Source organism: Alkaliphilus sp. B6464, from assembly GCF_018141165.1.
Classification (GTDB): domain Bacteria; phylum Bacillota; class Clostridia; order Peptostreptococcales; family Natronincolaceae; genus Alkaliphilus_B.
This window is the reverse complement of sequence record NZ_CP058557.1, coordinates 270,034-293,977: the sequence shown is the minus strand read 5'-3', so window position 1 is coordinate 293,977 and position 23,944 is coordinate 270,034. Positions and strand designations below refer to the sequence as shown.

The window sequence follows — 23,944 nt, the reverse complement described above, 5'->3', positions numbered from 1 at the left end:
GGTAAATACTTCAATGAACAATAAAAGATGCTTATATGAAGGTTATATGAGTTTAGGAAGGGGATTTGATGGCATGGAAGAACCAAGATTCATTAAAGAAGGATATTCATTCATTGGGGATGATGAACAATGGCATATAAAAAGCAATTCCCCTGATTGGGCAAAGAAGGAATTTGATGAATTTTTCAAAATGGTTAATCCTAAACCTGATAAAGATGGGAAAATAACCAGGTATGAAAACACCACTTCAAATTCGGCTTGTATGCCCTTTTAGTTCTTCAATGAACAAATACACCAAATCATAATTTAAACCTTTATATGAAGATTATATGAGTAATGGGAATAGATCTGAAAGGAGTGGAAGGGTGAGTTTTGCAAAGAACTTGAAAAAGTTAATGGATGAAAGAAATATGTCACAGGCTGAATTGGCAAAACAAATTGGTAAAGGCAAATCATCAATTAGTCAGTACCTTTCAGGAAAGAATATCCCAAAGGATAATGTGAAGCAGAAGATTGCAGAAGTCCTTGATTGTACAATTGAATATTTAGATTCAGGATCTCCTGAAAAAAATATTGGATCAGGAATTCATAATATATCAGTAGCAGAAGCAGCAAGAAGACTTGGAAAATCACAACAGTATATAAGGGTTGGACTTCAAAATCAAAGACTTCCTTTTGGAACTGCTGTATTTGTAAAAAGGTGGTCTTACCATATTTCACCTAAACTATTGGATGAATACATTGGAAAAGATAATGATGAAAATAAATAAAAACTTCTGCTTTGGTGGTCAGTGTCCACGATATGTCCACCACGCAGAAGTTTTTCAATATAATAATGAGTAACGATAAGTAATAAAAAATATTTGTGTTTCCTTTGAAACCCTTGAATTAACTGGGGTTCTGAATCATCATAAATAATGATTAGTAATGAAAAGTAAAAGGGTGTCATGATACTAGTCACGTTGAAACGATAATAATGATGACGAAATGTAGTTCGGAGGGCAAAAAGTGCCGTTTTTGAGCCTCAAAAAACAGCAAAAAATATAGATGACGTAATAAATATGAAGCAGTTTTTTATAAACTGCTTTGGAGGTAGAAATTAAATACATGTTAAACAAAGTTCTAAGAAGAATAAGACGATTACAGGTTAAAATACACTATTTTCGTTCTAAGTTTGATGTGGTGATACAGGATAAAATACCACATATAAAAGTAAGTGAGAAACATCAAAAAAATGTAAAATGGATATTGAGATTACTAACAATAATTAGTATCACATCATCTGTCATTGCTTTTTCAAATTGGTATTATTCATTATTATTTTCGATTGTGTTATTTTTAATTGAGCAATTATTTGAACAGATTATATTTACGCAAAGGATGATGTATACTATGTATTTCTAACAACAGATACCTCAAAAACTGCACGCCAAATAATACAAACCTATGAAATCAGGCCTGAGATAGAAGAAGACGTTCGTCAACTAAATGGCGGGGTGTCCCAAAATGCTTTTAGTCCCGGCAGAGCCTATTAAGCCGCTTTTTTGCCTGTTCTATTGTGTCAATAGCTGTACGGCAGCTTATACCCTCCAAGCGGGCAATCTGGCTGTAATTCAGCCCGTAAAAGTAGTACAGGCGCAATCTCCGTTGCTGTACTTCAGTCAGCTTGCCAATGGCCTTATGTAGCCGGGTGTCGCGTCCCATTCTTTCCAGCAGGTTGGCGGTATCCTCACAGGTTGGCAACAGAGGGCTGTCTGAATTTCCATCTGTACTAACCTTAAAATCAAAGTGTCGCCTGTCTTGCCGCCTTTGGGAGCGGATTTGCCGGTCGGACTGTTCGAGCAGTTCCTTGACCGGAGTTGAAACCTCAACGCTAATCTGGCTCCCATTGGCGAGTTTATATGAAATTGTAACTAATGGCTTGTCCATTATTTTTTTCCTCCCGTTCATCATGTTTGCGAATTGCTTCGCGGACTATGGCTGATGAACGGAGAGGGCGAGGAACGGTAGCCGGGGCAGTAAACAGGCCCGGCCCGAAGTTGCAAAAGAACTTGTCCCATAGAGAAACGCCCGGATGGATAGTATCCAATCGGGCATTTTGAAAAAGGGCATGACGATATACACGGTTGTTTTCCGCATGTTGGGAACAACAAAGTAAATATGTTTTTACTCTGTTGTCGGCTGGCTAAACCTGGCCGTTTTTGCTCTTTGACCGCAAAAATTCGACTGCCAATTAACGGCTTTTTTTATTAGCCGTATGGCAGCTTTCATGTGTAGTTCTCACCTTTTAATTTCTATTTCCGTTAGAATGGCTGCATTATTATAACTTTGCTTTTGACAAAATGTTTATAATAGCAAATCAACGTCTACTTTTTTCAATCTTTGTCCGTAGGTCAATGTCATGATTGTACCTAAAACGGCAACGATTATAGTTATTGTGATATATACTGTAAAATCTCCTGTCATTCTTCCAGTTACATTACTAATAACTGTTGCGAGTAACACCGCACTCACGATAATTGAGGGGATAGTTTTTGTTATAAAACCAATACGCATAGAAATAAGCCCAAGAGCTATGGTCATAATTGTAAAAATAATTGATGTCTTAATTGTATTTGAAATAATTGCTTTTGTTATTGTGTCGTTTACCATTGGCATAGCTGTCTCGGTAAGGAAAAATATTGTAAACACTATGGCTTGTAGTGTTACCATTACAGCCACGGTAAAGAGCAATACTAATAGTATTTTGCTATAAAACAGTTTGCTTCTCTTTACTGGATATGTGAATGTCAGTATCGCTTTTTTTCCTACGAAATCATCCAGTACAACGTTCGCATACATTACAGAAGCAAGAATAGAAAAGCCAAACATGAAAAGGCTACTTGTGATTGCCGTTATTTGAGTGTAATTTGATAGCGTAGGTTCATCATTTGAAATCATAGCAAAGTAATATTGTAGTAATAACAATGCTATGGCAATAATAGCCGCAAATAATAAGTATCTCTTAAAGTTATTCTTTTTAAGCTCCAAACGCATTAATTTTCCCATTGATATTCCCCCATGATTTTAATTAAGTAATCTTCAAGGCTACAATCAATGCGCTTTTTTAATTCAGCCAATGACGTTTCCTGAATGATTTTGCCGCGAACGATAACTCCTATTGTGTCTGCTAACAACTCAATTTCTGATAGAATATGGCTTGATAAAAGTATGGTCATTCCGTTGTCTACAAGCTTTTGGAAAAGAAAGCGCATTTCCTTAATACCGATAGGGTCTAATCCATTTACGGGTTCGTCTAAAATCAATAAATCCGGGTTATGAATAATGGCGCGAGCTATCGCCAATCTTTGACGCATACCAAGCGAAAACTTACCAACAGGTTTGTTTCCTGTACCTTGAAGTCCAACATTAGTCAATGTCTGCAATATATCACCATTTTTACCCATGTAGGCAAGATGGATTTCAAGGTTTTCTATTGCTGATAAATGTTCATAAAATACCGGAGTTTCAATTAAAACGCCAATCTTATGCAATATCTCTATGCGATTATCCGACACATTAAAGCCGCATACCGTAGCTGTGCCATTTGTAGGCTTTAATAGGCCGGTAAGCAGCTTAAACATTGTAGTTTTTCCCGCGCCATTCGCACCCAAAAAACCGTATATAGTGCCTTTGTCAACTCTCATATTGGCTTCACTTAAAGCGTTTCCGAAATCAAAAGTTTTAGTTAAATTATACGTTTGAACAATTACATCTGTATTCATATGCTTAACTTTTCCTCCTTTTCAGATGGGTTCTGTTTTATTGCATAAAGCAGATAAACAAATGTCGCAACGAAGGCGATAATATCACTAAACGGTGATGCCATAAAAACACCATTCAGGCCGAATATATATGAAAGCAGAAATAGCGCAGGTATCAGGACAATAATCTGTCGCAGTAGACCAAGCAGTGTTGCAGGAACAGCTTTACCGATTGACTGAAAGTATTTTACCCCCACCATCTGAAAACCAACTAAGGGAAATGCAACAAAGGAAATCCGTAATACCTTTACCGCTATTTCAACTAACTCCTGACTGTTTGCGCTAAACATTTGTGTAATGGGGGCGGTAAAAGCAAACATTATCGCTGTTACTACCAGCCCAAAGAAAAGGCAAGCAATAGAGGATTGTTTAACACACGCCTTTACCCTGCTTTGTAGATTTGCACCATAGTTATAACTGATAATGGGTTGCATTGCTTGTGTAATCCCATAAAAAGGCATGGTTGCTAACATTGTAATGCTGGATACGATTGTATAGCTGCTGATTGCCAAGCTGCCGCCGTAACGCCTAAGCAGATTATTGTAAATAACAGTTATAGATCCAGTAGCGATTTGCATAACGAAAGATGAAAAACCAAGTGCGCAGATATTGGCAAGAACTTTAATGTCGTAACTATTTTTATTAAAAGTAATTTTTACGATTGATTTTTTACCCATGAAATGTAAAAGCATAGAAGTAACAGAAATTATCTGTGCTATTACCGTTGCAATCGCGGCTCCTTTTATTCCCCATTTGAAGCCAAAGATAAAAAGCGGGTCAAGAATAAGATTTCCGATAACACCGACTAACATTGTTGCCATTGCCAGATTGGGCTTACCCTCTGAACGGATAATGCTATTGAGTACAATTCCCGCCCCTTGAAATACACCGCCAAAAACGATTATGTACGAATAATCTTTTGCATAACCTATCAATTCGGGAGTAGCCCCCAAGAGGTTCAGTATATGTTCTCCAAATAACAATACAGCAATCATCAAGAGTAGTTCCAATATAGCAACCAAAACAACAGAAGCACCAATAACACCTTTTGCTTTATTAGGTTCGTTTTTCCCCAAGTGCATAGCAAAAACGGACGCAGCACCATCACCAACCAAAAGCCCGATTGCCAGCATTGTCATTGTAATAGGCGTCGCTATTGATATTGCCCCTAAAGCGTATTCATTAACACCCTGCCCAACAAAGATTTTGTCCACTACGTTATACAATGCGTTAATCAACATTCCCAAAATTGCGGGGATAGCAAAACTCGTAAGAAGTTTGCTTACTTTTTCAGTACCAAGATTTGTGTTTTCCATATAATTTGCCTCCTATAATTTTAATACTAAAATTTTAGTTTCCGGGTAAAAAAAGGAATTATATCCTTTTTTCAAAAAATGCTTTAACAGAAAGCAGATAGTCAAGCTGTAAATCACATTGAGCAAAAATGTTCTGATAAATCAAATCAACATTTTCTTCAATACCAACCATTTCCGCTTTTCTTTCCTTGCCAGATTTCATCAGCTTAATTGTGTCATGGATAGATGCTATTTGCTTATTGACTGCTTCCAAAACTGTTTCGGGTGATAGCTCGTTCCAAAAAGTGAGGGCGGTATATAGCGTTGCAGGGAATACAACGGAGTTTTTCTCAAAGGCTTTTTCAAGCATTTCCTTATATGCCTTTTCACCCTCTGGCGTAATGGCATAAAGGGCTTTAGTTCGGTATCCTGTTTGCTCAACAGACTCCAAACTGACACATCCCTCGGCATGTAATTTTTTTAGTGCATGATAAATTGACGGAGGCTGCACATAAGCCCATGTATCCGTTTCAGCAGACTCCATTTGTTGCTGTATCTCATAGCCTGACATTGTTCCGTGCGTTTTTAACAATCCAAGCACCATAGTTCTTACCATCTAATCACCACCTTGCATTTTAATACTAAAATTTTAGTATTTATTATATACTACTGCTCTGTGCCCTACTTGTCAAGGTTTTTGTTTTGTTTGTTTTTCGCTATTTTTAGATTTAAAAACCGGGTTCCGCTAAACAACAAGCGGGGCAAGTGTCTTGACAGACGCTTGCACGCAATGATTTTGCCTTGCGGCAAAACCATTGCTATGCTTGTTGGAGCCGCCGCCCCAAACCCAGTAACTTCGGGCCAAGTTGGCCCGAAGTCGGCGCGCTGCGCCTTGTGTTGCGTCATGTTCGCTACCACTCCATTTCCTTGTTATTTCTCCCGCCCGTCAGACCGAGAAGATGGTCTATATTACACTTTGCTACAACTATATCCTGCATATCTTTTTTAGCCACTTTGTATTCCCGGTAAGTCTCTTTTTTCTCTGCCGCCAGCTTTTGGGCCTCCGCTCTAAGCTCGTCCATCTTCGGGAGTTTTGTCCCGGTGAGTACACGCCGGAATGTGGCCTGTGCTGCCCGGTATAGCTCAATTATGAATGCTAAAATTACATTGTAGAAAGTTGCCAATATTTTAATGTACAACACTTACAAAAATCTTTATAGTATTAATGGGTGATGAAATTGATTCTTAATATGAACATTAATACAAAAATAGAGATAAATTCTGTAAAAGATTTAAATAGATTAAAAATAATAGTGGAGGTTAATAATTTGGAAAAACCAAACTCCAGTGAGCTAGCAAGGCAGCTAGGAGTTGATAGATGAACAGCTAAAAAACATTATGAAACCGCAGAAGTGATAAGAAAAGTTACAGTTGGGATGGATATATTGAAATGCTGAAATATTATCCATTAGCGAAACCCAAGATTTATTGTAGTCTGTTTTAATTGTGAATGTTATTATGAGGAGCCGTATGCGGGAAAGTCGCACGTACGGATTCTGTGAGGGGCTAGCATCGTGAGGTTTTAGTCTACTCGACTGAATAGGAGGGATCATGATGGAATTCAGCAAAGAAGAATTAGAAAAAGCAATATCCTTACTATCTTCTACCATTACTAATTGCGAAAAAATGCAACTGAAGTTTTCAGAGGGAACATCTCAACATTCGCTCTTAAAAAACAGAATTAAATCACTTTATATTTCAAAGGCTCTTCTGTCAGGGGATAAAACAACAAATTATACAAGCAAAGATTTGAGAGAGGCACTACATCCTATAGTTTCAATCATAAATAAAACCACAAAAGCTCAAAGTAAATATGAAAAAGGAAATTCACAATTCAATCGCTTTCAACACATAATTCAAGCTATGCTCATTTCAAAAACATTCATCGAGAGCCAAATAAATATCAATTCCGAGTTATGATTAATTTTAATTTACCATAATAAAAATATGAGAATATCAACATAAGGTATAAGGCACTTAGATATAAAAAATCTTGGTGCTTTTATTTTATATAAATTCAAAGTTAAATAAAAGATAGACTAAAGTTTCTAACTAATAAGTTTAAGGAAAAAACATTCTTAAATTCTGAACATAAAGAGAGATTCTATAATAGCATCAAGTATATGTGTTTTTTTAAAACGGTAGTTTCCGTTGCTCTGGAGTGATTGGTTGCTGGTGTATCGAGCATCATCAAAGAAATGTTTCATATTGTAAAAATAATTGAAATAAGTTAGAAATTAAAAACATAAGATTAAATACTTTTATCTTTTTTCTTAAAGATCTTGTAAAAGATGGTAAATAATATAGAATATAAGTATATCTAAATAAATAATTTGAGGGAGGTGAGTATTATGATAAAAGATACATCAAGTATCTATAAATCTAATACTATGTTGCAGGAGGTACTATTATTTGAGTTACAAAAAAGGTGTAGAAGTATTGCCAGCTCACCTTCTAAAAGAGGTACAAAAGTATATTGATGGAGGTCTAATATACATACCTAAGAAGAGCGAGAGGGTTGGATGGGGTCATTTAAACGGTTCGAAGAAGCTACTGGAAAAAAGAAACGACAAGATTTTTGAGTTATATAAAAATGGTATATCTTTAGATGAGATAGCTCATATATATTATCTAAGTGAAGAAACAATTAAAAAGATCGTATATGGTAAAAAACAATTATAATTATTCTCTACCTATGATTTCGCTGCTATAAGTGAGAAAATGAAATTGACCGGTTAGTATATAGGAAAGGAGATGGTTAAAATTAAAATAGAGGTGATTTTTGCTTAAGTGAATAGTCAGATTTTTTAATTTTGTACTAGTCAGTTATGCAATAAGTTAATCAAAATAATGGGTGCGTTGCACCCATTATTTTTTAGAATGTAGGTTTAGCTACTAGGAATAGAGATAGAATGTAAAAAAGGTGAAAAAAATAATAGAGGTGTCAACTAAGCACTATGTTCAGTTGGCATTTTCTTGTACCATTCTTAAGTAGTAAATGAAAAAATCACATGGTAGAATATATAATAATAGAGGATATAGTTATAATAAATAAGAAGAAGGGATAAAATCTATGGAATATGAAATTATACATTTACCAAAAGAGAAATGGAAAGGAACTATGATTCCAATAAAGTACACAACAGACAAGTATTATGATGTCCATGTAAATAAAACAGATAGAGGATTTGCTATTGAGATAGAAAAGAAAGATTTTATAGAGCCAGTAACTCATACACCAGAAGAATATGATTTTCCAGATAAGTTATATGAAGATCATAGGGAGAATGCTTATGCTTGGGGAGTGTTAGTTGATGATGAATTAGTTGCTGCAATGGAAACTGATCAAGAAATATGGTCTAATCGTCTAAGAATTACAGAACTCTGGGTGGCAGAAAAATATCAAAAGCAAGGAATAGGTCATAGATTAATTGAAATAGCAAAAGAACAAGCAAGAAGAGAACGTCGTCGTGCTATTATATTAGAAACACAATCTTGCAATGTTACTGCAATAGATTTTTATCAGCACGAAGGCTTTAGTTTGATTGGTATGGATACTTGTTGTTACAAGAATAATGATTTACAAAGAAAAGAAGTAAGGTTAGAATTTGGATGGTTCCTAGAAGAAAAGAAAAGATTAAATAGAGAAGAAATAGAAATTAGAATGGAAACAAAGTCTGATTGGTACAATGTAGAGTTAATGACACAGCATGCATTTTGGAATAAACATCATCTTGGATGTGACGAACATTATCTTGTGCATAAATTACGTCAAAATAAAGACCATCTTCCGGAGCTAAGTAGGATAGCAGTAAAGGATGGAAAGGTAATAGGATGCATAATGTACTCAAAGGCACAAATTGTTGATGGAGAAAATACACATGAAATTATAACTTTTGGACCTCTTTGTGTAGATCCTAAATGGCAGGGATATGGAGTTGGTGAATTTCTACTAAGGGAAACAATGGAATTAGCTGCAAATAAAGGGTATAGAGGGATTGTAATTTTTGGAGAACCAGATTATTATCCTAGAATAGGATTTAAAACATGTGACAGCTTTAATATTACAACTGCTGATGATAAAAACTTTGATGCATTTATGGGAATTGAATTAGCAGAAGATAGTATGAAAGGCATAGAAGGAAAATTCTATGGATCAGAAGTTTTTGAAAATCTTCCAAAGGAAGAAGTGGAAAAATATAATAAAAGATTCCCAAAACTACAAAAATTAAGATTTCCAGGTCAATGGAATTGATTAAGTATTAAAGAAAGTTTTCATAGTAAAAGAAGCTTTTAAAAAATAGTAGGACATCATCTGCCACCAAGGGGGTACTAGATACTTATGACATCATTATTGTGCTCTCAAGGCACGTAGAAGCGATAATTCTGATGACGTATTGTGGTGACAAGGCCAAAATGTCATCTTTTTAAGGGTTAAAAATAGGTGAAAATATAGATGACATAGCTGTTTTAAAGAAAAATCAATAATAAAAAGGCTAAGTGTTAGGTCAATAAATGATCTAACACTTAGCCTTTTTATATGCAGTTCAATAGAAAAATTAAAGCAGCAGTTTTTATCACCAAAAAATCTAATTACCCAAGCTTATATTCGATAGAATCAACATTAGGAGGATTAAGGTTTCTGAATATTGTCGGTTGGTATACAAACGAAAAAGGCTATCAAAGAGGAAGTAATAGAGTGAAGAAAATCTTTGACCTTTATAGTAAAAAAGAGATTGATACGATTATTTGATATTCTCAGAAAAATCTATTGGATTATGGTTTGAACAATTAACAGATGCATATAAGACGATTGATTTCTATAATGGAACAAAAGCTACATTTCAGGATCTACTTCGTACGGACGAAAGAGATTACCCAGAAGATGCTATTCGTGAGGCACTGTTAAATGCCATCGTGCACAGGGATTACTCTTTTAGTGGCAGTACATTTATAAATCTTTACTCCGATCGCTTAGAGATTATCTCCTGAGGTGGATTGGTTTCTGGCTTGTCACTAGAGGCAGCAATGCTGGGAGCATCACAACCTAGAAATGAAAAGCTAGCTAACTTATTTTATAGAATGAAGCTGATTGAGGCATATGGGACTGGTATTAGCAAAATAATTAGCTGTTACAAGGGATTGCCGATACAACCAAAGTTTGAAAATGTAGAAGGTGCTTTTCAGGTAGTTCTTCCCAACATTCACGCTCAAGCACTAAGGGCAGAAGATGAAAAGTATTTACCAATACTCAGATTGTTTGAAAGTAAAAAAGAAATCACTCGTTCTGATGTGGAACAAGCTCTGGGGGAGTGGAACTACTCATGCTATTAACATGCTTAAAGAAATGCTTGATAAAGAGCTTATTGTAAAAGTTGGTAGTGGTAGGTTGACAAGGTACATTGTAAAATAAAATACAGTATATATTGCTAAAATAGTGGTTTTTAATATGATTAGAGCAGTTTAAAAATCAAATTTGATATTTATAAGGGGAAATTATATGAAAATAGGAAGAAACGACCCACGCCCTTGCGGTAGTGGTAAAAAATATAAAATAGGATAATTTGAGTGATGATAGGGTAGAAAAGGAAAAAGAGGGGTTAGAAAGATAGAATAGTAATTAAATGTATTGGTCAGGGATTTATATAAAATATCAGTAAAATTAGAAATAATAAGGAGTATCTATATTATATGGGGAGGATTAGCAATTTTGTATTATAGGGTGATATAAGAGAAAAATATGGGAATGTAGAAAATACAGATGCTAATGAATTTCTATATATTTTAAAATTACAAAATAACATGATAGAATTAATTTCATAGAAATGATGGGGGATAAGTTCTATGACATATAGATAAATTGGAATTACGGGGGTAAGTGATGGAATATATTGTGGATTTTTTAATTTTAGGAGTAATTTATTCAGCTTTCTTTTTCAAGCGATGGAGAATAAAAAGTAAAGATAAATTTTGGGTTCTAAATTTACTTTACTTATATATATGCTTGGTATTATTTGTAACACTTATGCCATTCAGACTTCCTATACCTGGTATTATGGGTACAAACAATTTATTTTTGCAAACAATCAATTGGGTTCCCTTTCGTGATTTATTTCAAAATTACGGAAATGCTGTGCGTGAGATTGTGCTCAATGTTATTATGGTGATGCCTCTTGGCTTTCTCGTCCCACTTGTTAAAAAAGGAAATATTTTTCACATCTCCATATGGACATTTGCATTCAGTTTGTCGATTGAAACCATGCAATTATTCTATGCTTGGGCAGGCAGTCATGCAAGTAGGACATTTGATATTACAGACTTAATTACAAATACTTTTGGTGGGATCGTTGGATATATATTATATTTAGTATTTAGGCCTATATCTGAAAGGGTATTGGCACAACTTAGAAAATAATAAAGAAAAAATATAGAATAGGAGGTAGCTTTCTTGAATAATTATATCGGGTTTTTAATCCGTCAATCTCGGTTAAAGCAAAATATTTCGCAGGAAGGGCTTTGTAAAGGTATTTGCGCACCCTCCTACCTTTCTAAAATTGAACAGGGACAGGCAGACGCAAGTACAGATATTATTGATAGCTTATTTGAGAGCCTAGGTATTTCATATTATCGGGATGAGACATTTTTAATTGAAGCTAAAGAACATTTTCGCAAATTTTTCTATCTGCTGGATGCCGATGAAGATTTTAATGTGGAAAGCGAGTATTTCTTACGACATGGACAGCAATTAGAAAACAGTGAATTACATTTGTATTATCATCTTTATTTGCTGTTTTTCAACTTTCATAAAAATAATAGAGACAAAGCAACAGTGGAGCAGGCCTATCTACAAAAATTTATTCCTTATATGGATGCAAATCAAAAGTTCAGATACTATCTGGGTGCTGCCCAAAATGTTGGCTATACAGGAGAGGCAGTACAATTACTTCGAGAAGCTGCTCGATATCAAGATAACAGTGTAATATATCACCAGATGGCTACTGTATTTTATCATATTGGTCAATATAGCAAAAGTATTGAAAATGCTGAAAAAGCCTATCGCTTAGCTTCGGAGGAGGGTAATCCTGCTATTTTGATTGGTGCAAGTTTTCTGCTTGGTTGTTGCTACTGCAATCATCGTGATATAGCTATTTCTAAGAAATATTATGAACGGGCTATTGCTTTAACTAGGGGATATAAAACCCAAGTAAAAAGTTACGCATATTATAATTTAGGAACGGCTTACTTTAGCTGTCAGTACTATGAAGAAGCACTTTATTACTTACTGCATGTAGGGGATTTGAAAGATGAGCCATATCATAATGTAATGCTATATCAAAAACTGTCAATACTTTATGCGCAAACGGGAAATGTAGAAAAAGCTACTGAATACCTGAAACTGGCAAAGGAATGCCTAGTTGCTTCCCCAGAGAAGCCAGAAGAATATTTGCTATATGAACAGATGATCTACTTTGCAGAACTTTTGCAGAAAAAAGATTATCTTGACTCTAATAAGTATGAAACTGTATTAAAGATGCTCTACGAACAGGTTGATAAGCCATTGGGATTTGGTTTCCAGCAGTTTTATGGAACCTTCTTAGTTCAGCTATATAAATATCAACGAAAATATAAAGAAGCACTTCGTATAAAAGAAGAAATGCATCTTTCTTAAAAATGAAGAAAAAGTATAGTTAAGTGGGTATAATTAAGTGAATATTTCCCATATGCAGACTCTGTTTTTAGATTAAAGCAAATGTTATAATAATATGGTCAGAAAGGAAAGGAGTGTTGATCATAAAAATGTGCTTTGTGGACTAAAACTTTATGATTACTACACTAAGGATATGCATAGGTGTCATCGATGGAGTTGTGATGAATTTTGCTCTTAGTTTGGTTATTTTTTACTAAATAGGACTTGCTTTACTTAATGACATATATGGGATTTCCCAATATTATTGTGCCGTTCTTATTTGGTACTATAGCTTGTAGTTAGAATTTGGTGAAACTTTTCCTGTGATATTGTAGCTTTTACTTTGCAACACTTACTGTTTGCTGGGAATGATTTTTTTATTATCAAAAATCGTCGTTTCATGCAGAAAGTCTACAATATAAAGTTATTGCAAAAAGAGTTAGGAGGATATTAACAATGAAAAAAGAATGGCAGATATGGACAAAAGATGGGTATACATTGCGTCTTGCGAAGCCAGAAGATGCAGAAGAATACTACAACCAAAATTTTAATCCATTAGATCCAGAAGTGGCCAGATTAACTGGTTGTAAAACTGAATATGTTAAAGATGAGGTAGTGAATTTCCTTTTGAAATGTATAGAAGCAGGTGACCGATATGATTTTTTGATTATTGCACCAGATGGGCGTATTATTGGCGAGAGCGTAATAAATGATATTGATACAGAGACCAGAAGTGCTAATTATCGTATAGGAATTTTTCAGTCTACTGAACGTGGAAAAGGTATTGGCTCCTGGGCAGTAAAAATGACAAGAGATTTTGCATTTGAAAAGCTAAAATTACACCGCTTAGAACTAGACGTATTTTCATTCAATACTCATGCTGAAAAAACTTATATTGCTGCTGGGTTTAAAAAAGAGGGTGTACTACGTGATGCAGTATGGGATGGAAAAGAATATGCAGATGATAGTGCGCCACGAAGGCGTGTCCAAGTAGCGTAGCTACTTGAAGACAGCTATGCTGTGCAGATGATGGCGGTAGGCCCGCCGAAATCGCCATACAGGTGGAGGTTTCAAACTACCTTAAGGTGCTGTGGTCAAAAGCCATGGTATTGAGCGTTAAGGAAAAGGCAGTATCTAAACTGTCAAGTGCGTATTAAGGAGATGAACGAGCAAGTGAACCACTTACGAAAATGTCGAAAGCGTAGAGATTCCATCAAAACCAGGGGGTTGTCGTTAATCTGGGATAAGTCTAGGGGAAACCTGTTTACTGCCTAGATGGTGGGCGGCATAAAGGTGGCATGAACTTAATACAGGCGTCTGTACGGAACGTGGGAACCCACGGACTGATGTCAAGGGAGTATATCAAGCGGAAGAACCGCAAGATAAGAGTACCAATGCAGTCATGGGGGCAGATTGGGTTGTAGTAGTGAGGAAGTTTCTGTAATGGGAATGGAGTGAAGAACCCGAGTTATTCAGTTTCAAGAATAAGTCAACTTTGAAAGGAGGAGGAGCTTATGCAAGAAACAAAGCCATATAATATTTCAAAATGGAAAGTGAAAGAAGCCTACGAAAAGGTGAAAGCAAACAAGGGAACATACGGAGTCGATGAACAATCAATTGAAGATTTTGAGAAGAATCTAAATAATAATCTATACAAAATCTGGAATAGGATGTCATCAGGGAGTTACTTCCCCAAACCTGTAAGGGCAGTAGCAATACCTAAGAAAAATGGAGGGACTCGTATCTTAGGAATACCAACAGTAGAAGATAGGGTTGCACAAATGGTGGCTAAAATGTACTTTGAACCCTGTGTAGAACCAATATTCTATGAGGATTCCTATGGATATAGACCGAATAAATCAGCGATACAAGCATTGGAGATCACAAGAGAAAGATGTTGGAGAAAAGATTGGGTGTTAGAATTTGATATTAAAGGTCTTTTCGATAATATACGGCATGATTACCTAATAGAAATGGTAAGTCGGCATACAGAAGAAGCATGGATAATTATGTATATTAAACGCTGGCTGGTTGTACCATTTCAAATGGAGGATGGAACAGTCATCGAAAGAACTTCTGGTACACCACAAGGTGGGGTAATCAGTCCAGTACTCTCAAACTTGTTTCTACACTATGTATTTGATGACTTTATGACAAAACAGTTTCCAACAATACCTTGGGCAAGATACGCAGATGATGGAATAGCACATTGCGTATCTTTAAAGCAGGCGAAGTATCTTCAACGAAGATTAGAAGAGCGATTTCTGATGTTTGGACTTGGATTGAACTTAGAAAAGACAAGAACCGTGTATTGTAAAGATGAAGACCGAAAGGGGAATCATGAATATACATCTTTTGACTTTTTAGGGTATACATTCAGACCAAGACATGCAAAGAATAAGTATGGAAAATTCTTTACAAACTTTCTTCCAGCTATTGGCGAGAAAGCAAAGAAATCTATACGGAAAGAAGTCCGAAGTTGGAAATTGCAACTGAAACCTGACAAAGATTTATGGGATATAGCAAATATGTTCAATAGTAAGATACAGGGTTGGATTAATTATTACACGCATTTCTACAAATCAGAGATATACGATGTATTAAGGTATATCAATGGATGTCTTGTTAACTGGGTTCGTAGAAAATATAAGAAGCGAGGGTCAAGGCGACGTGCTGAGTATTGGCTTGGTATAATAGCAAGGCGTGATAAGAATCTGTTTGCACACTGGAGGTTTGGAATATTACCATCGGCTGGATAATGGGAGCCGTATGAGCTGAGAGGTTCACGTACGGTTCTGAGAGGGACTTAAGGGGAGGTTCCTTAGGTCTACTCACTTATTGATGGCAATTCTTGAGGATGAATGGAGAGAAATTAAATAATTTTGTAAGTGGGAAATTCTATGATTGTTGATGGGATTAGCACAACCTTTGGATAAAAACTTAATATGAAATTAAAAAGCTAAGTTTTAAGTGGACTTCAATGACCCATAGACTTGGCTATTTTTATATTTAATAAAGGTCCGATACATAATAAAAAAACTTACTATTTTACAACTCTATAATATTATTATGGTAATATTAATAAAAAGAAGGTGAATAATATTGGCAAAGATTTTAATTGTTGAGGATGAAATAGCAATTAATGAGCTGGTTAAAAGAAATTTGCAGCTTGTAGGGCATCAGTGTACCTCAGTTTTTGATGGGAAAACTGCAGTTGGTGAAATACAAAACCATATATATGATCTTATAATTTTAGATATTATGCTTCCAGAACTTGATGGCTTTGAGATTTTTAAAAAAGTAAATGAAACTCCAACAATCTTTTTGACTGCTCGAAATAGCTTGCCGGATCGAATAAAGGGTTTTTCCATGGGGGCAGATGACTATTTGACAAAGCCTTTTGAAATGCTAGAATTATTAGCTCGTGTAGAAGCAGTATTACGACGGACTTTAAAAAATAAAAGTAGTTTTGAAGCAGAAGATGTAAAAATTGATTTTGAAAGCCGTCAGGTATTTCGTAAAGGACAGCTTGTGGAATGTACTCCTAAAGAATATGAACTATTGGAAGTATTAGTAAGCAATCGTAATATTGCCCTATCTAGGGAAAGACTGCTGGAACTTGTATGGGGCTATGATTATGAAGGAGATACTCGCACCATTGATGTTCATATTCAGAAGTTGAGGAAAAAATTAGGGTGGGAAGAAGTGATAAAGACCGTATACAAGCTGGGTTATCGCTTGGAGGTGAATATATGAAACGTCGAACATTTTTGACAACACTTGTGCTCTTTTTGTTCTTCTTTAATTTAGGAATATTCATAATTTCTGTTACTACATTCAAGGATACTGTTAATCGAGCAAAGGATAGAAGCTTAGAAGAGCATTATTTTATCGTGTCTGCACTTATTAAGGATTTCTATGCGGTAGAAAGTCGCGGAATTGACATTGATGAATCTCTAAGCTCTCTGCTCCAGCCTTATAGCTATCTATCTGGTGATAAAAAGACAGGGCTAGCGTTTTACAGAAACAATCAGCTTGTTTATTCTAATCGATTTGAGAAAGTACTGCAGATCAATCCTTTGAATCCGCCGGAGGGTGAAAATCGCCAAGTTTCGGTACGAAAATCGGACAGCCATACTTATGCAATTGTTTCGGGAAAGCTTCCCTCTCCATACGACTCTTATACAATGGTTTATCTTTATGATACGACAGATGACATAAATTCATGGAACAAGATGAAGAACATGCTGTTTCTTGCCGGATTTATTCTTTCCTGTCTGCTTGCTTTAGCTCTTCTATTATTACTTAATCAAATATTCAAACCATTAGCACAGATTTCTCAAACCTCTCGCAATATTGCAGCCGGTGCATATGAAACAAGACTTCCGGTATCTGGAGATGATGAGCTTTCCAAAATGGCGCAAAGTTTCAATCACATGGCAGAGGAAATTCAGCATCAAATGAGAGAGCTTATTGATGCTGCAGAAAAAAAGCAGCAGTTTATCGATAACTTTGCCCATGAGCTTCGCACACCCCTGACAGCTATCTATGGCTATGCTGAGTATATGCAAAAAGCTGTTATGACGGAGGATGACAGGCTGTCTGCACTAGGATATATTATGTCCGAAAGTCGCCGCTTGCAGACACTGGCATATGAATTGCTGGAATTGGCTAACCTGAAAAACAATCAGATTACTTGGGAAAAGCAAAAAATATCAGATCTTTTTAAATCAGTAAGACAAACACTCAATAGAAATCTTACTGAAAAAGAAATTGAAATTGATTTTATATGTGAAATAGATGCTATTTGGGGAGATGGCTGTTTACTAAAAAGTCTTTTGATTAACCTAATTGACAATGCGATAAAAGCCAGTGATACTGGTAGTCGTATCGTTGTGCTGGCTACTGTAGAAGAAGGAAAGAAAACTATTAGTATTCAGGATGAGGGAAAAGGTATGACCCCAGAAGTACTTGAGCAAATTACAGAACCCTTTTACCGAGGGGAAAAATCACGAACTAGAAGTGATGGGGGAGCTGGATTAGGGCTGGTTATCTGCAAACAGATTGTTTTATGTCATGGGGCAGATTTAGATTTCACTAGTCAGCCTGGTGAAGGGACAACAGCAAAGATAACTTTTACAACTTCGAAATAACTTGGTGATGATTCTATAATACGAGTACTTTATACTGTTTATTGTGATCACGAAAATACTATAAAGGAGAGATTCATATGAAAGCAAACAGAGCAGGAGGAAAAAATTTAAAAAAGACCATTTTAGCCGCTACAATGATTATTGGAGCTAGTACACTGATGTTCCAGGGATTAATACAGGTAGTTGCAGCGGAGGAATTAAACAAAACAAATACAATTGCCACAAGTTACGTAAATTATGAGAAAGGACTATCCCAAGCAGCACAGATGGATTTACGGGAAGGCTATAATAAAGCAAATTATAAGGTAGAAACAATTGACCTTGATTCTTACCGTAACCAAAAGTTAACCATCAATGATATAGCAAGAGAAGATGCCGCTGAGATAGGAGCACAAGCTCTTTGGAATGTATATAATGTAAGTTTAGATGGTCAGGTAATTGAAATGGGATATAATGAGGCAGTGGAATCTCTTCCACGTTCGAATTGGTTTGGATATATACAAGTCAACGATAAGCTTAGTTATTCTTTTTATATAGATTCGGTAACGGGGGAGCTATTTGACATAGGCTGCACTAGAACTCTGGATAAGAAAGTTCCATTAGGTTTTGATTTAGCTGTTGCTAAAAACCCGCAGGAATACATCGATCTTGTAAAAGGATTTGCGGAGGATTATAATGTTGTTCATGGTTCAGTTAAGTCGGTTGAATACAGCAGCCAGGGTTATCAAAGCAACGACCCAGATATACAGTTTGAGATTACAGGAGAAAATGGAGAACGTGCCCAAATAAATGTTTCCAGGTATGATAAGGCTTTGCTTGGTATCAGTTATAATGCAAAGCATAAATATACACTGAAACATATTGAAAAAATTGAAAAAGAGATGCAAATCATAAATGAAAAACTTAAAAATACAGCTCCATCTTCCAATGAAAGCCAAGCACCCTCTATTCTTAAAGGATTTTAGAAGGTAAAATACTAAAGAATTTTTAAGCCCTTAAGCCGTCACATAGCGTGGCGGCTTTTATGTGCGACAGGCAATTGAATATTAACAAGTATCATGCTTGTTAAGTCGAATATGTTAAAACCACTGACGATGATACCTTAGAGGTAATAACAAGTCTAAAGATTGAAAGTGTTGGGGTTCTCGAAGGTGAAAATCCTTCCCTGTGGATGATAGCATAGCACAGGAAGCCTAGTCTAGGGCACTATCGTAAGGTGGCGTCTGAATGATACGTGAAAAAATTTTTTAAAAAGATGTCGTTGAATATACACTGGACATCTTTGGTAAGAAACTTACGCTTGATGCTTTGCAAGAAATAGAATTAATTGATATTAAAGAATTTTCATATGATACTGACGGAAGAGTTTGTGATGGAGGTAAGAAGATACTTGTAACTTCAAGGCCTTATGATAAGTTACCAACTTATAGAATAGAAGAACTTAAAGATAATGTTGATTTCATTATGATTGTGAACACAATGTTCCATGAGATGGGCCATGTTATGGATTGGGCATCTATGCCAAATTTATACGCAGCAGCGGAAAATACGAATGACGGTAAAGCGATGGTGACATCAGTATTTTGGTTAGAATACTTAGCTGAAAAAAGGAGTAGTATAGAAGGGTTGGTAAATCATAGTGATTATTGTGATGATTTTGTAAGTAGAAAATGGAAATCATATAAATTTGATACAGAAAATACTTCTGAGAGCAATAAATTTATAAAAATATCCTTCCACCAAGGGGGTACTAGATATTTACGACATTTTTATTGTCACCTCAGGGCACGTCGAGAGTATAATTCTGATGACATAGGGTAATTTGAGTGATGACAAGGTAGAAATGGGATAAGTAGAGTTGGAAAGATGGAGTAGTAACTTGATAGGTTGATAGAGAGATTATATTATGTATATAAGTAGAATATCACGACTTTCCAAAACAATACAAGGAGGAATTTAATGTTTAAATTAAAGAGTAAGGAATTTAGTAAAATAGCACATTTGATCAAATCCAAAAATGAATTATCTGTTTTTTCTGTTATAAATGGTGTTATTCTTGGTGAGATATTTGTAAACAACATTGATAATCCAACAGTGACACTGATAAAGACCTGTGAATGCAACTTAATAGCAGGTAGTTCTAATGATGTGGTTTTTAATTCTGAAGTTTCTTCGAAATTGGATTTTTGGGACCAGTTAACGCCTGATACAAGCGAATGGATAGATATAATACCAACTATTCATAAGAATCCCTTCGTTAGAAAATATAAAAGAAGACACTATATACTATCTATTGATGATTTTACGGAATGTAATATGACTTTGATAGATGGTTTTGTAATTGAAAAAGTAGACATAGGTTTATTACGACAAAACTCCTATGAAAACTCAGAGAAACTACTTGAATGGGTTGAAAATTGGGGTGATGATGCAATGTTTCAAAAGTATGGAACAGGATACTTTATACATAATGGTAAAGTAATTGTAAGTTGGTCATTGAGTGATTGTAGTTTTGACAATAGAATTGCAATTGGAATACATACAGATGAAAGATATAGAAAGAATGGGTTTGGAAAAATAGTTGTTTCTGCAACCATTAAAGATTGTTTTGCTAAAGGGTACGAAACAATTGATTGGCTTTGTGTAGATTCTAACAAAGGTTCAAGTAGAATAGCCGAAAAATTTGGATTTAAATACAACAATGATTATTATTCTTTTTCCTCATATCCACCAATTGAGAATTTAAAGGATTTATCTGAATCTGAATGGCATGAATGGGGTGAATATTTAGAAAACGCTTCTAAAACCGAGGACTCTTTGATATGGGATTGTCTTTACTGTTATATAAAATCTAATGATGTTGAAAAAACCATCAATATTATGACCACTATGAAACATAAAAAAATTATAATAGATTATTCAAGATTTGAAAATTATATTATTCATCTTCAACACTATGGTATGTGTTCCAATTTTAATAGTCAAGCCTGGATTGATTTTCTAAATAAGAGTATTCATTGTAGTGATTAGCACATAATCTTATTATATTTACGTCACATTTTTATAATTTTGTTCATCTTAATACATTGTAAAACAGATTAAATATTAAGTATGTTTATAGTTAAAGAAAGTATTTTCCTTATGCTGAAAATTAAATGAATTTAATATTATGAATGCATTGAGATATGAAAATCTTGATGATTTTGTTTTATATAAATCCATAAGTAAATATAGAAACTCAAAGAGTCGAAATCTTGGGTCAACTTATGATCGATAGTCTTCGACTCTTTTTATATCAAGGGGGCAGGCACATTGTCCCCTGAGATAGATTATATTCATATAATTGAAAATTGCAGTTGTATTTTCTATTTCATTTTAGTACAATATAAGAGAATACAGCTTTCAATTTAATTTCGAAGGGAGTTGATTAAATTATGGCAAATTTAAATACGGTGATGAATCAATAATTTAATACTTGAGTATACGTTGGAACTATGGTTTTTCCGTGTACTTTATAAAAACAACCCTTTTGAAAATACTGTATAAACAGAACTTGTCGATGGGCAAGTTTTTTTTGTGCAAAAAATTGGAGGTAATACGGTGAGATTTGAAGAAATTTATAAGAACGAAACGATTCTGACAAGAGAAAAAGATAATTTAATTGTAGCGCGTGTTAGCGAAGTACAGAGAGAATTATTCAAAGTACTATGTCGATATGGAGAAACAAATGCAAAATTAAAAGGTACTTTTTATAAATATAAAATAAATAAAGAGTATCCTGTAGTAGGAGACTACGTCCTTCTACAATATAATGAAAATGGAAATTCTTTAATTGAGGAAATATGTGAACGAAAGAGTTCTTTTTCAAGAACCGATTTTTCAGGGCATGCTGCTGGATATGTTAAGACAGTGAAGGAGCAGGTCATAGCAGCTAATTTTGATTATGTATTTATTCTTTCATCTTTGAATCATGATTTTAATTTGAATAGAATAACAAGATATATTAGTGTGGCTTTACAAAGTGGTGGAAAACCGCTAGTGATTTTGACAAAAGCAGATGAATGTGATAATCCAGATACTTATATAGCACAGGTAAAAAGTATATCAGAAAAGGCTGATGTTCTAGCTATTAGTGCCAAAACCGGATATGGAATGAAACAATTGAATGCGTATATACAGGCAGGAAAAACTATAGTCTTTTTAGGCTCTTCTGGCGTAGGAAAATCGACGCTTGTAAATGCAATCGCAGGGGAAGCAATCATGGTGGTAAGTGAGATACGTGAAAATGATTCTAAAGGGCGACATACGACAACTCAAAGACAGCTGATTGAGCTTGCTTCAGGGGTAATTGTTATTGACACTCCAGGAATTAGGGAACTTGGAATGTGGGATGCTGAAAATGGCATAAACGATACGTTTTCGGATGTAACTCAGCTTTTTACTAAATGTAAATATAGTAACTGTAGCCATGGCAAGGAGCCAGGATGTGCAGTAAATCAAGCGATTGAAGAGGGCATACCTTCTAGAGAGAGATGGAAAACATATTGTCAGCTGTCAAATGAAAATGAATGGGGAAAGAATAAATCAATATATACTAAAAAAGGGAAATTGGAAAATAAGATAAAAAGGGGAAAAAATAGAAAATGAAATTTGAAAATATGCAACAAAAATATGTAAAAGAAGCACTTGTATTAGCACTTGAAGAATACGGTATAGAGCGTACAAAATGCCCTCAATTAATGAAGCGAAGTTTTGGAAAAGAACTGGAAATCATCATTCAAAGATTATTTAATAATAAGTATGGAAAAGTGGCTATCGAAAACGGAAAAGTTATTGGATACCTAGCGTTTGAACGACCGTGGGATGGATTTCATGGGAATGTAAAAGGTGTATTTTCGCCATTAGGAGGAAGTGCATTTGCAGGTGATAATAGAAATATGCTTGCTTCAAAACTACTACAAGAAGTTACAGCAGACTTGGTTGCGGATGGAATATGTAGTTTTGCATTAAGCAGATATGCTCATGATGAAGAAGTTGGCACATCTTTTGTCATGAATGGATTTGGTATTAGGTGTAGTGATGCTATTATGAAACTGAGTACCCGTACTAAAATAAGTGAGTTGAATGAAGACATTAGATTCCAAGAGCTAGTGAAAGATGATAAAAGAGAAATATCAGGATTAAGAAAAGAATTAATAAAGCATTTGTGTAGTGCACCAACATTTTTTCCTGCAAATATAACTCAGTATGATAATTGGTTTGAAAACGATAGGATTCGAGTGTTTGTAGCAAAAGAAGAAGATAGGGTTATTGGGTATATGGCATTAGACACAGGGGCAGAAACTTTTGTTTCTGAGAGCGATAGTATTTATAATATTTGTGGAGCATATGTTGATAAAGAATATCGAAATAAAGGTATAGCACAACAATTGTTAGAGTATCTTTGCGAAATTTCTGAAAAGGAAGGAATGGAATATCTAGGAGTTGATTGCGAGACATTAAACCCTACTGCTTTGAGATTTTGGAATAAATATTTTGATAACTATACATATGGTTATGCCAGAAGAATTGATGAAAGAGTGCTTGGATATGATAAATATCTAGAAAATGAATGGAATTAGTTCTCTATGTTATATGGGCAAACCTTTCGTATATAGCAAAATTATCGAAATAATGTTATCACGATACAAGTGCAAATTTAGTTGTAGATGGTAAAAATCCTGAAAATTAAATCTTGAATAATCAGATTGTATAGAAAGATATCTTTTATTAGAAACTGAGCTATGTTTAAAATGACTTTTTAATTCTACTTTCTTTTCTTTTTACATTTTGAGTTATACGAAACTTGTTACTGTATATATACCCAAAATTGGAAACCTTAGCAACTTCAATAGATAGGAATGCAGCAAATATACAATTTATAGAGTTCTACAATTTTCTATAATA

At 34.8% G+C, this 23,944-nt stretch carries 25 protein-coding genes; 19 read left to right on the top strand and 6 right to left on the bottom strand.

Annotated features, from left to right (window positions below):
• The first annotated feature begins 73 nt into the window (after positions 1 to 73).
• Both HYG84_RS01355 and HYG84_RS01350 read left to right on the top strand, forming a co-directional pair.
• Positions 74 to 274 carry a hypothetical protein gene (locus HYG84_RS01355; RefSeq protein ID WP_212380043.1) on the top strand — a complete coding sequence of 67 codons (201 nt, stop codon included), beginning with the start codon at positions 74 to 76 and terminating at the stop codon, positions 272 to 274.
• Between the two features lie 91 nt (positions 275 to 365).
• Positions 366 to 770, top strand: coding sequence for a helix-turn-helix domain-containing protein (locus HYG84_RS01350; protein ID WP_212380041.1), 405 nt, complete (start codon positions 366 to 368; stop codon positions 768 to 770).
• A gap of 742 nt (positions 771 to 1,512) precedes the next feature.
• Here the strand turns inward: HYG84_RS01350 and HYG84_RS01345 are convergent.
• From HYG84_RS01345 to HYG84_RS01320, 6 genes are all read right to left on the bottom strand, one after another.
• Positions 1,513 to 1,929: a sigma-70 family RNA polymerase sigma factor gene (locus HYG84_RS01345; RefSeq protein WP_212380039.1), complete on the bottom strand. Its 417-nt coding sequence runs from the start codon at positions 1,927 to 1,929 to the stop codon at positions 1,513 to 1,515.
• Between the two features lie 417 nt (positions 1,930 to 2,346).
• Positions 2,347 to 3,048, bottom strand: a complete 702-nt coding sequence (locus tag HYG84_RS01340) for a hypothetical protein (protein WP_212380037.1) — start codon at positions 3,046 to 3,048, stop codon at positions 2,347 to 2,349.
• Entirely contained in the window at positions 3,036 to 3,764 is a 729-nt protein-coding gene (locus tag HYG84_RS01335) for an ABC transporter ATP-binding protein (protein ID WP_212380035.1), read from the bottom strand. The genes HYG84_RS01340 and HYG84_RS01335 overlap by 13 nt, the downstream gene beginning before the upstream one ends.
• The gene (locus tag HYG84_RS01330; RefSeq protein ID WP_212380033.1) at positions 3,761 to 5,119 is read right to left on the bottom strand and encodes an MATE family efflux transporter; all 1,359 of its coding nucleotides are present in this window, start codon (positions 5,117 to 5,119) and stop codon (positions 3,761 to 3,763) included. The genes HYG84_RS01335 and HYG84_RS01330 overlap by 4 nt, the downstream gene beginning before the upstream one ends.
• Positions 5,120 to 5,177: 58 nt before the next feature.
• On the bottom strand, positions 5,178 to 5,714 hold the full coding sequence (locus HYG84_RS01325) for a PadR family transcriptional regulator (RefSeq protein WP_212380031.1): 537 nt from the start codon (positions 5,712 to 5,714) through the stop codon (positions 5,178 to 5,180).
• 295 nt (positions 5,715 to 6,009) lie between these two features.
• Entirely contained in the window at positions 6,010 to 6,282 is a 273-nt protein-coding gene (locus tag HYG84_RS01320) for a hypothetical protein (protein WP_212380029.1), read from the bottom strand.
• Positions 6,283 to 6,348: 66 nt separating this feature from the next.
• Here HYG84_RS01320 and HYG84_RS20485 point away from each other — a divergent pair, with 66 nt between their 5' ends.
• The 17 genes from HYG84_RS20485 to HYG84_RS01235 all read left to right on the top strand — a co-directional run bounded on the left by HYG84_RS20485 (position 6,349) and on the right by HYG84_RS01235 (position 23,619).
• Positions 6,349 to 6,480 (top strand): hypothetical protein, encoded by a 132-nt coding sequence (locus HYG84_RS20485; RefSeq protein ID WP_256442562.1) that lies wholly within the window; start codon positions 6,349 to 6,351, stop codon positions 6,478 to 6,480.
• 232 nt (positions 6,481 to 6,712) lie between these two features.
• Positions 6,713 to 7,078 (top strand): hypothetical protein, encoded by a 366-nt coding sequence (locus tag HYG84_RS01315; RefSeq protein WP_330655535.1) that lies wholly within the window; start codon positions 6,713 to 6,715, stop codon positions 7,076 to 7,078.
• Positions 7,079 to 7,570: 492 nt separating this feature from the next.
• Complete coding sequence (locus HYG84_RS01310) at positions 7,571 to 7,840, top strand: CD3324 family protein (RefSeq protein ID WP_212380025.1); 270 nt, start codon at positions 7,571 to 7,573, stop codon at positions 7,838 to 7,840.
• A 391-nt stretch (positions 7,841 to 8,231) separates the two neighbouring features.
• Complete coding sequence (locus HYG84_RS20215; RefSeq protein ID WP_249168690.1) at positions 8,232 to 9,413, top strand: GNAT family N-acetyltransferase; 1,182 nt, start codon at positions 8,232 to 8,234, stop codon at positions 9,411 to 9,413.
• A gap of 755 nt (positions 9,414 to 10,168) precedes the next feature.
• A complete protein-coding gene (locus HYG84_RS01295) occupies positions 10,169 to 10,492 on the top strand; it encodes an ATP-binding protein (protein WP_212380024.1) in 324 nt (107 codons plus the stop codon).
• A gap of 166 nt (positions 10,493 to 10,658) precedes the next feature.
• A complete protein-coding gene (locus HYG84_RS20790) occupies positions 10,659 to 10,721 on the top strand; it encodes an SEC-C metal-binding domain-containing protein (protein ID WP_212382017.1) in 63 nt (20 codons plus the stop codon).
• A 318-nt stretch (positions 10,722 to 11,039) separates the two neighbouring features.
• Complete coding sequence (locus tag HYG84_RS01285) at positions 11,040 to 11,573, top strand: VanZ family protein (protein ID WP_212380022.1); 534 nt, start codon at positions 11,040 to 11,042, stop codon at positions 11,571 to 11,573.
• Positions 11,574 to 11,606: 33 nt separating this feature from the next.
• Positions 11,607 to 12,827, top strand: coding sequence for a helix-turn-helix domain-containing protein (locus HYG84_RS01280; RefSeq protein WP_212380021.1), 1,221 nt, complete (start codon positions 11,607 to 11,609; stop codon positions 12,825 to 12,827).
• 474 nt (positions 12,828 to 13,301) lie between these two features.
• Positions 13,302 to 13,844 (top strand): GNAT family N-acetyltransferase, encoded by a 543-nt coding sequence (locus tag HYG84_RS01275; protein WP_212380018.1) that lies wholly within the window; start codon positions 13,302 to 13,304, stop codon positions 13,842 to 13,844.
• A gap of 515 nt (positions 13,845 to 14,359) precedes the next feature.
• Positions 14,360 to 15,604, top strand: coding sequence for a group II intron reverse transcriptase/maturase (gene ltrA, locus HYG84_RS01270; protein WP_212376060.1), 1,245 nt, complete (start codon positions 14,360 to 14,362; stop codon positions 15,602 to 15,604).
• 343 nt (positions 15,605 to 15,947) lie between these two features.
• A complete protein-coding gene (locus tag HYG84_RS01265) occupies positions 15,948 to 16,601 on the top strand; it encodes a response regulator transcription factor (protein ID WP_212380017.1) in 654 nt (217 codons plus the stop codon).
• A complete protein-coding gene (locus HYG84_RS01260; RefSeq protein WP_212380015.1) occupies positions 16,598 to 17,998 on the top strand; it encodes a HAMP domain-containing sensor histidine kinase in 1,401 nt (466 codons plus the stop codon). The genes HYG84_RS01265 and HYG84_RS01260 overlap by 4 nt, the downstream gene beginning before the upstream one ends.
• Before the next feature lie 77 nt (positions 17,999 to 18,075).
• On the top strand, positions 18,076 to 18,963 hold the full coding sequence (locus HYG84_RS01255) for a hypothetical protein (protein ID WP_212380013.1): 888 nt from the start codon (positions 18,076 to 18,078) through the stop codon (positions 18,961 to 18,963).
• Between the two features lie 343 nt (positions 18,964 to 19,306).
• Positions 19,307 to 19,819: a hypothetical protein gene (locus HYG84_RS01250; RefSeq protein ID WP_212380011.1), complete on the top strand. Its 513-nt coding sequence runs from the start codon at positions 19,307 to 19,309 to the stop codon at positions 19,817 to 19,819.
• A 138-nt stretch (positions 19,820 to 19,957) separates the two neighbouring features.
• A complete protein-coding gene (locus HYG84_RS01245; RefSeq protein WP_212380009.1) occupies positions 19,958 to 21,028 on the top strand; it encodes a GNAT family N-acetyltransferase in 1,071 nt (356 codons plus the stop codon).
• 570 nt (positions 21,029 to 21,598) lie between these two features.
• Positions 21,599 to 22,645 (top strand): ribosome small subunit-dependent GTPase A, encoded by a 1,047-nt coding sequence (rsgA, locus tag HYG84_RS01240; RefSeq protein WP_212380007.1) that lies wholly within the window; start codon positions 21,599 to 21,601, stop codon positions 22,643 to 22,645.
• Entirely contained in the window at positions 22,642 to 23,619 is a 978-nt protein-coding gene (locus HYG84_RS01235) for a GNAT family N-acetyltransferase (RefSeq protein ID WP_249168689.1), read from the top strand. The genes rsgA and HYG84_RS01235 overlap by 4 nt, the downstream gene beginning before the upstream one ends.
• Positions 23,620 to 23,944: the final 325 nt, after the last annotated feature.

Bases quoted from the DNA above. Each gene is read 5' to 3' on its own strand.
- HYG84_RS20215 (WP_249168690.1), top strand. From the start codon at position 8,232: ATGGAATATGAAATTATACATTTACCAAAAGAGAAATGGAAAGGAACT.
- HYG84_RS01275 (WP_212380018.1), top strand. From the start codon at position 13,302: ATGAAAAAAGAATGGCAGATATGGACAAAAGATGGGTATACATTGCGT.
- HYG84_RS01345 (WP_212380039.1), bottom strand. From the start codon at position 1,929: ATGGACAAGCCATTAGTTACAATTTCATATAAACTCGCCAATGGGAGC.
- HYG84_RS01235 (WP_249168689.1), top strand. From the start codon at position 22,642: ATGAAATTTGAAAATATGCAACAAAAATATGTAAAAGAAGCACTTGTA.
- HYG84_RS01285 (WP_212380022.1), top strand. From the start codon at position 11,040: ATGGAATATATTGTGGATTTTTTAATTTTAGGAGTAATTTATTCAGCT.
- HYG84_RS01355 (WP_212380043.1), top strand. From the start codon at position 74: ATGGAAGAACCAAGATTCATTAAAGAAGGATATTCATTCATTGGGGAT.
- HYG84_RS01245 (WP_212380009.1), top strand. From the start codon at position 19,958: ATGTTTAAATTAAAGAGTAAGGAATTTAGTAAAATAGCACATTTGATC.
- ltrA (WP_212376060.1), top strand. From the start codon at position 14,360: ATGCAAGAAACAAAGCCATATAATATTTCAAAATGGAAAGTGAAAGAA.
- HYG84_RS20485 (WP_256442562.1), top strand. From the start codon at position 6,349: ATGAACATTAATACAAAAATAGAGATAAATTCTGTAAAAGATTTAAAT.
- HYG84_RS01325 (WP_212380031.1), bottom strand. From the start codon at position 5,714: ATGGTAAGAACTATGGTGCTTGGATTGTTAAAAACGCACGGAACAATG.
- HYG84_RS01315 (WP_330655535.1), top strand. From the start codon at position 6,713: ATGGAATTCAGCAAAGAAGAATTAGAAAAAGCAATATCCTTACTATCT.
- HYG84_RS01340 (WP_212380037.1), bottom strand. From the start codon at position 3,048: ATGGGAAAATTAATGCGTTTGGAGCTTAAAAAGAATAACTTTAAGAGA.
- HYG84_RS01255 (WP_212380013.1), top strand. From the start codon at position 18,076: ATGAAAGCAAACAGAGCAGGAGGAAAAAATTTAAAAAAGACCATTTTA.
- HYG84_RS01330 (WP_212380033.1), bottom strand. From the start codon at position 5,119: ATGGAAAACACAAATCTTGGTACTGAAAAAGTAAGCAAACTTCTTACG.
- HYG84_RS01335 (WP_212380035.1), bottom strand. From the start codon at position 3,764: ATGAATACAGATGTAATTGTTCAAACGTATAATTTAACTAAAACTTTT.
- HYG84_RS01260 (WP_212380015.1), top strand. From the start codon at position 16,598: ATGAAACGTCGAACATTTTTGACAACACTTGTGCTCTTTTTGTTCTTC.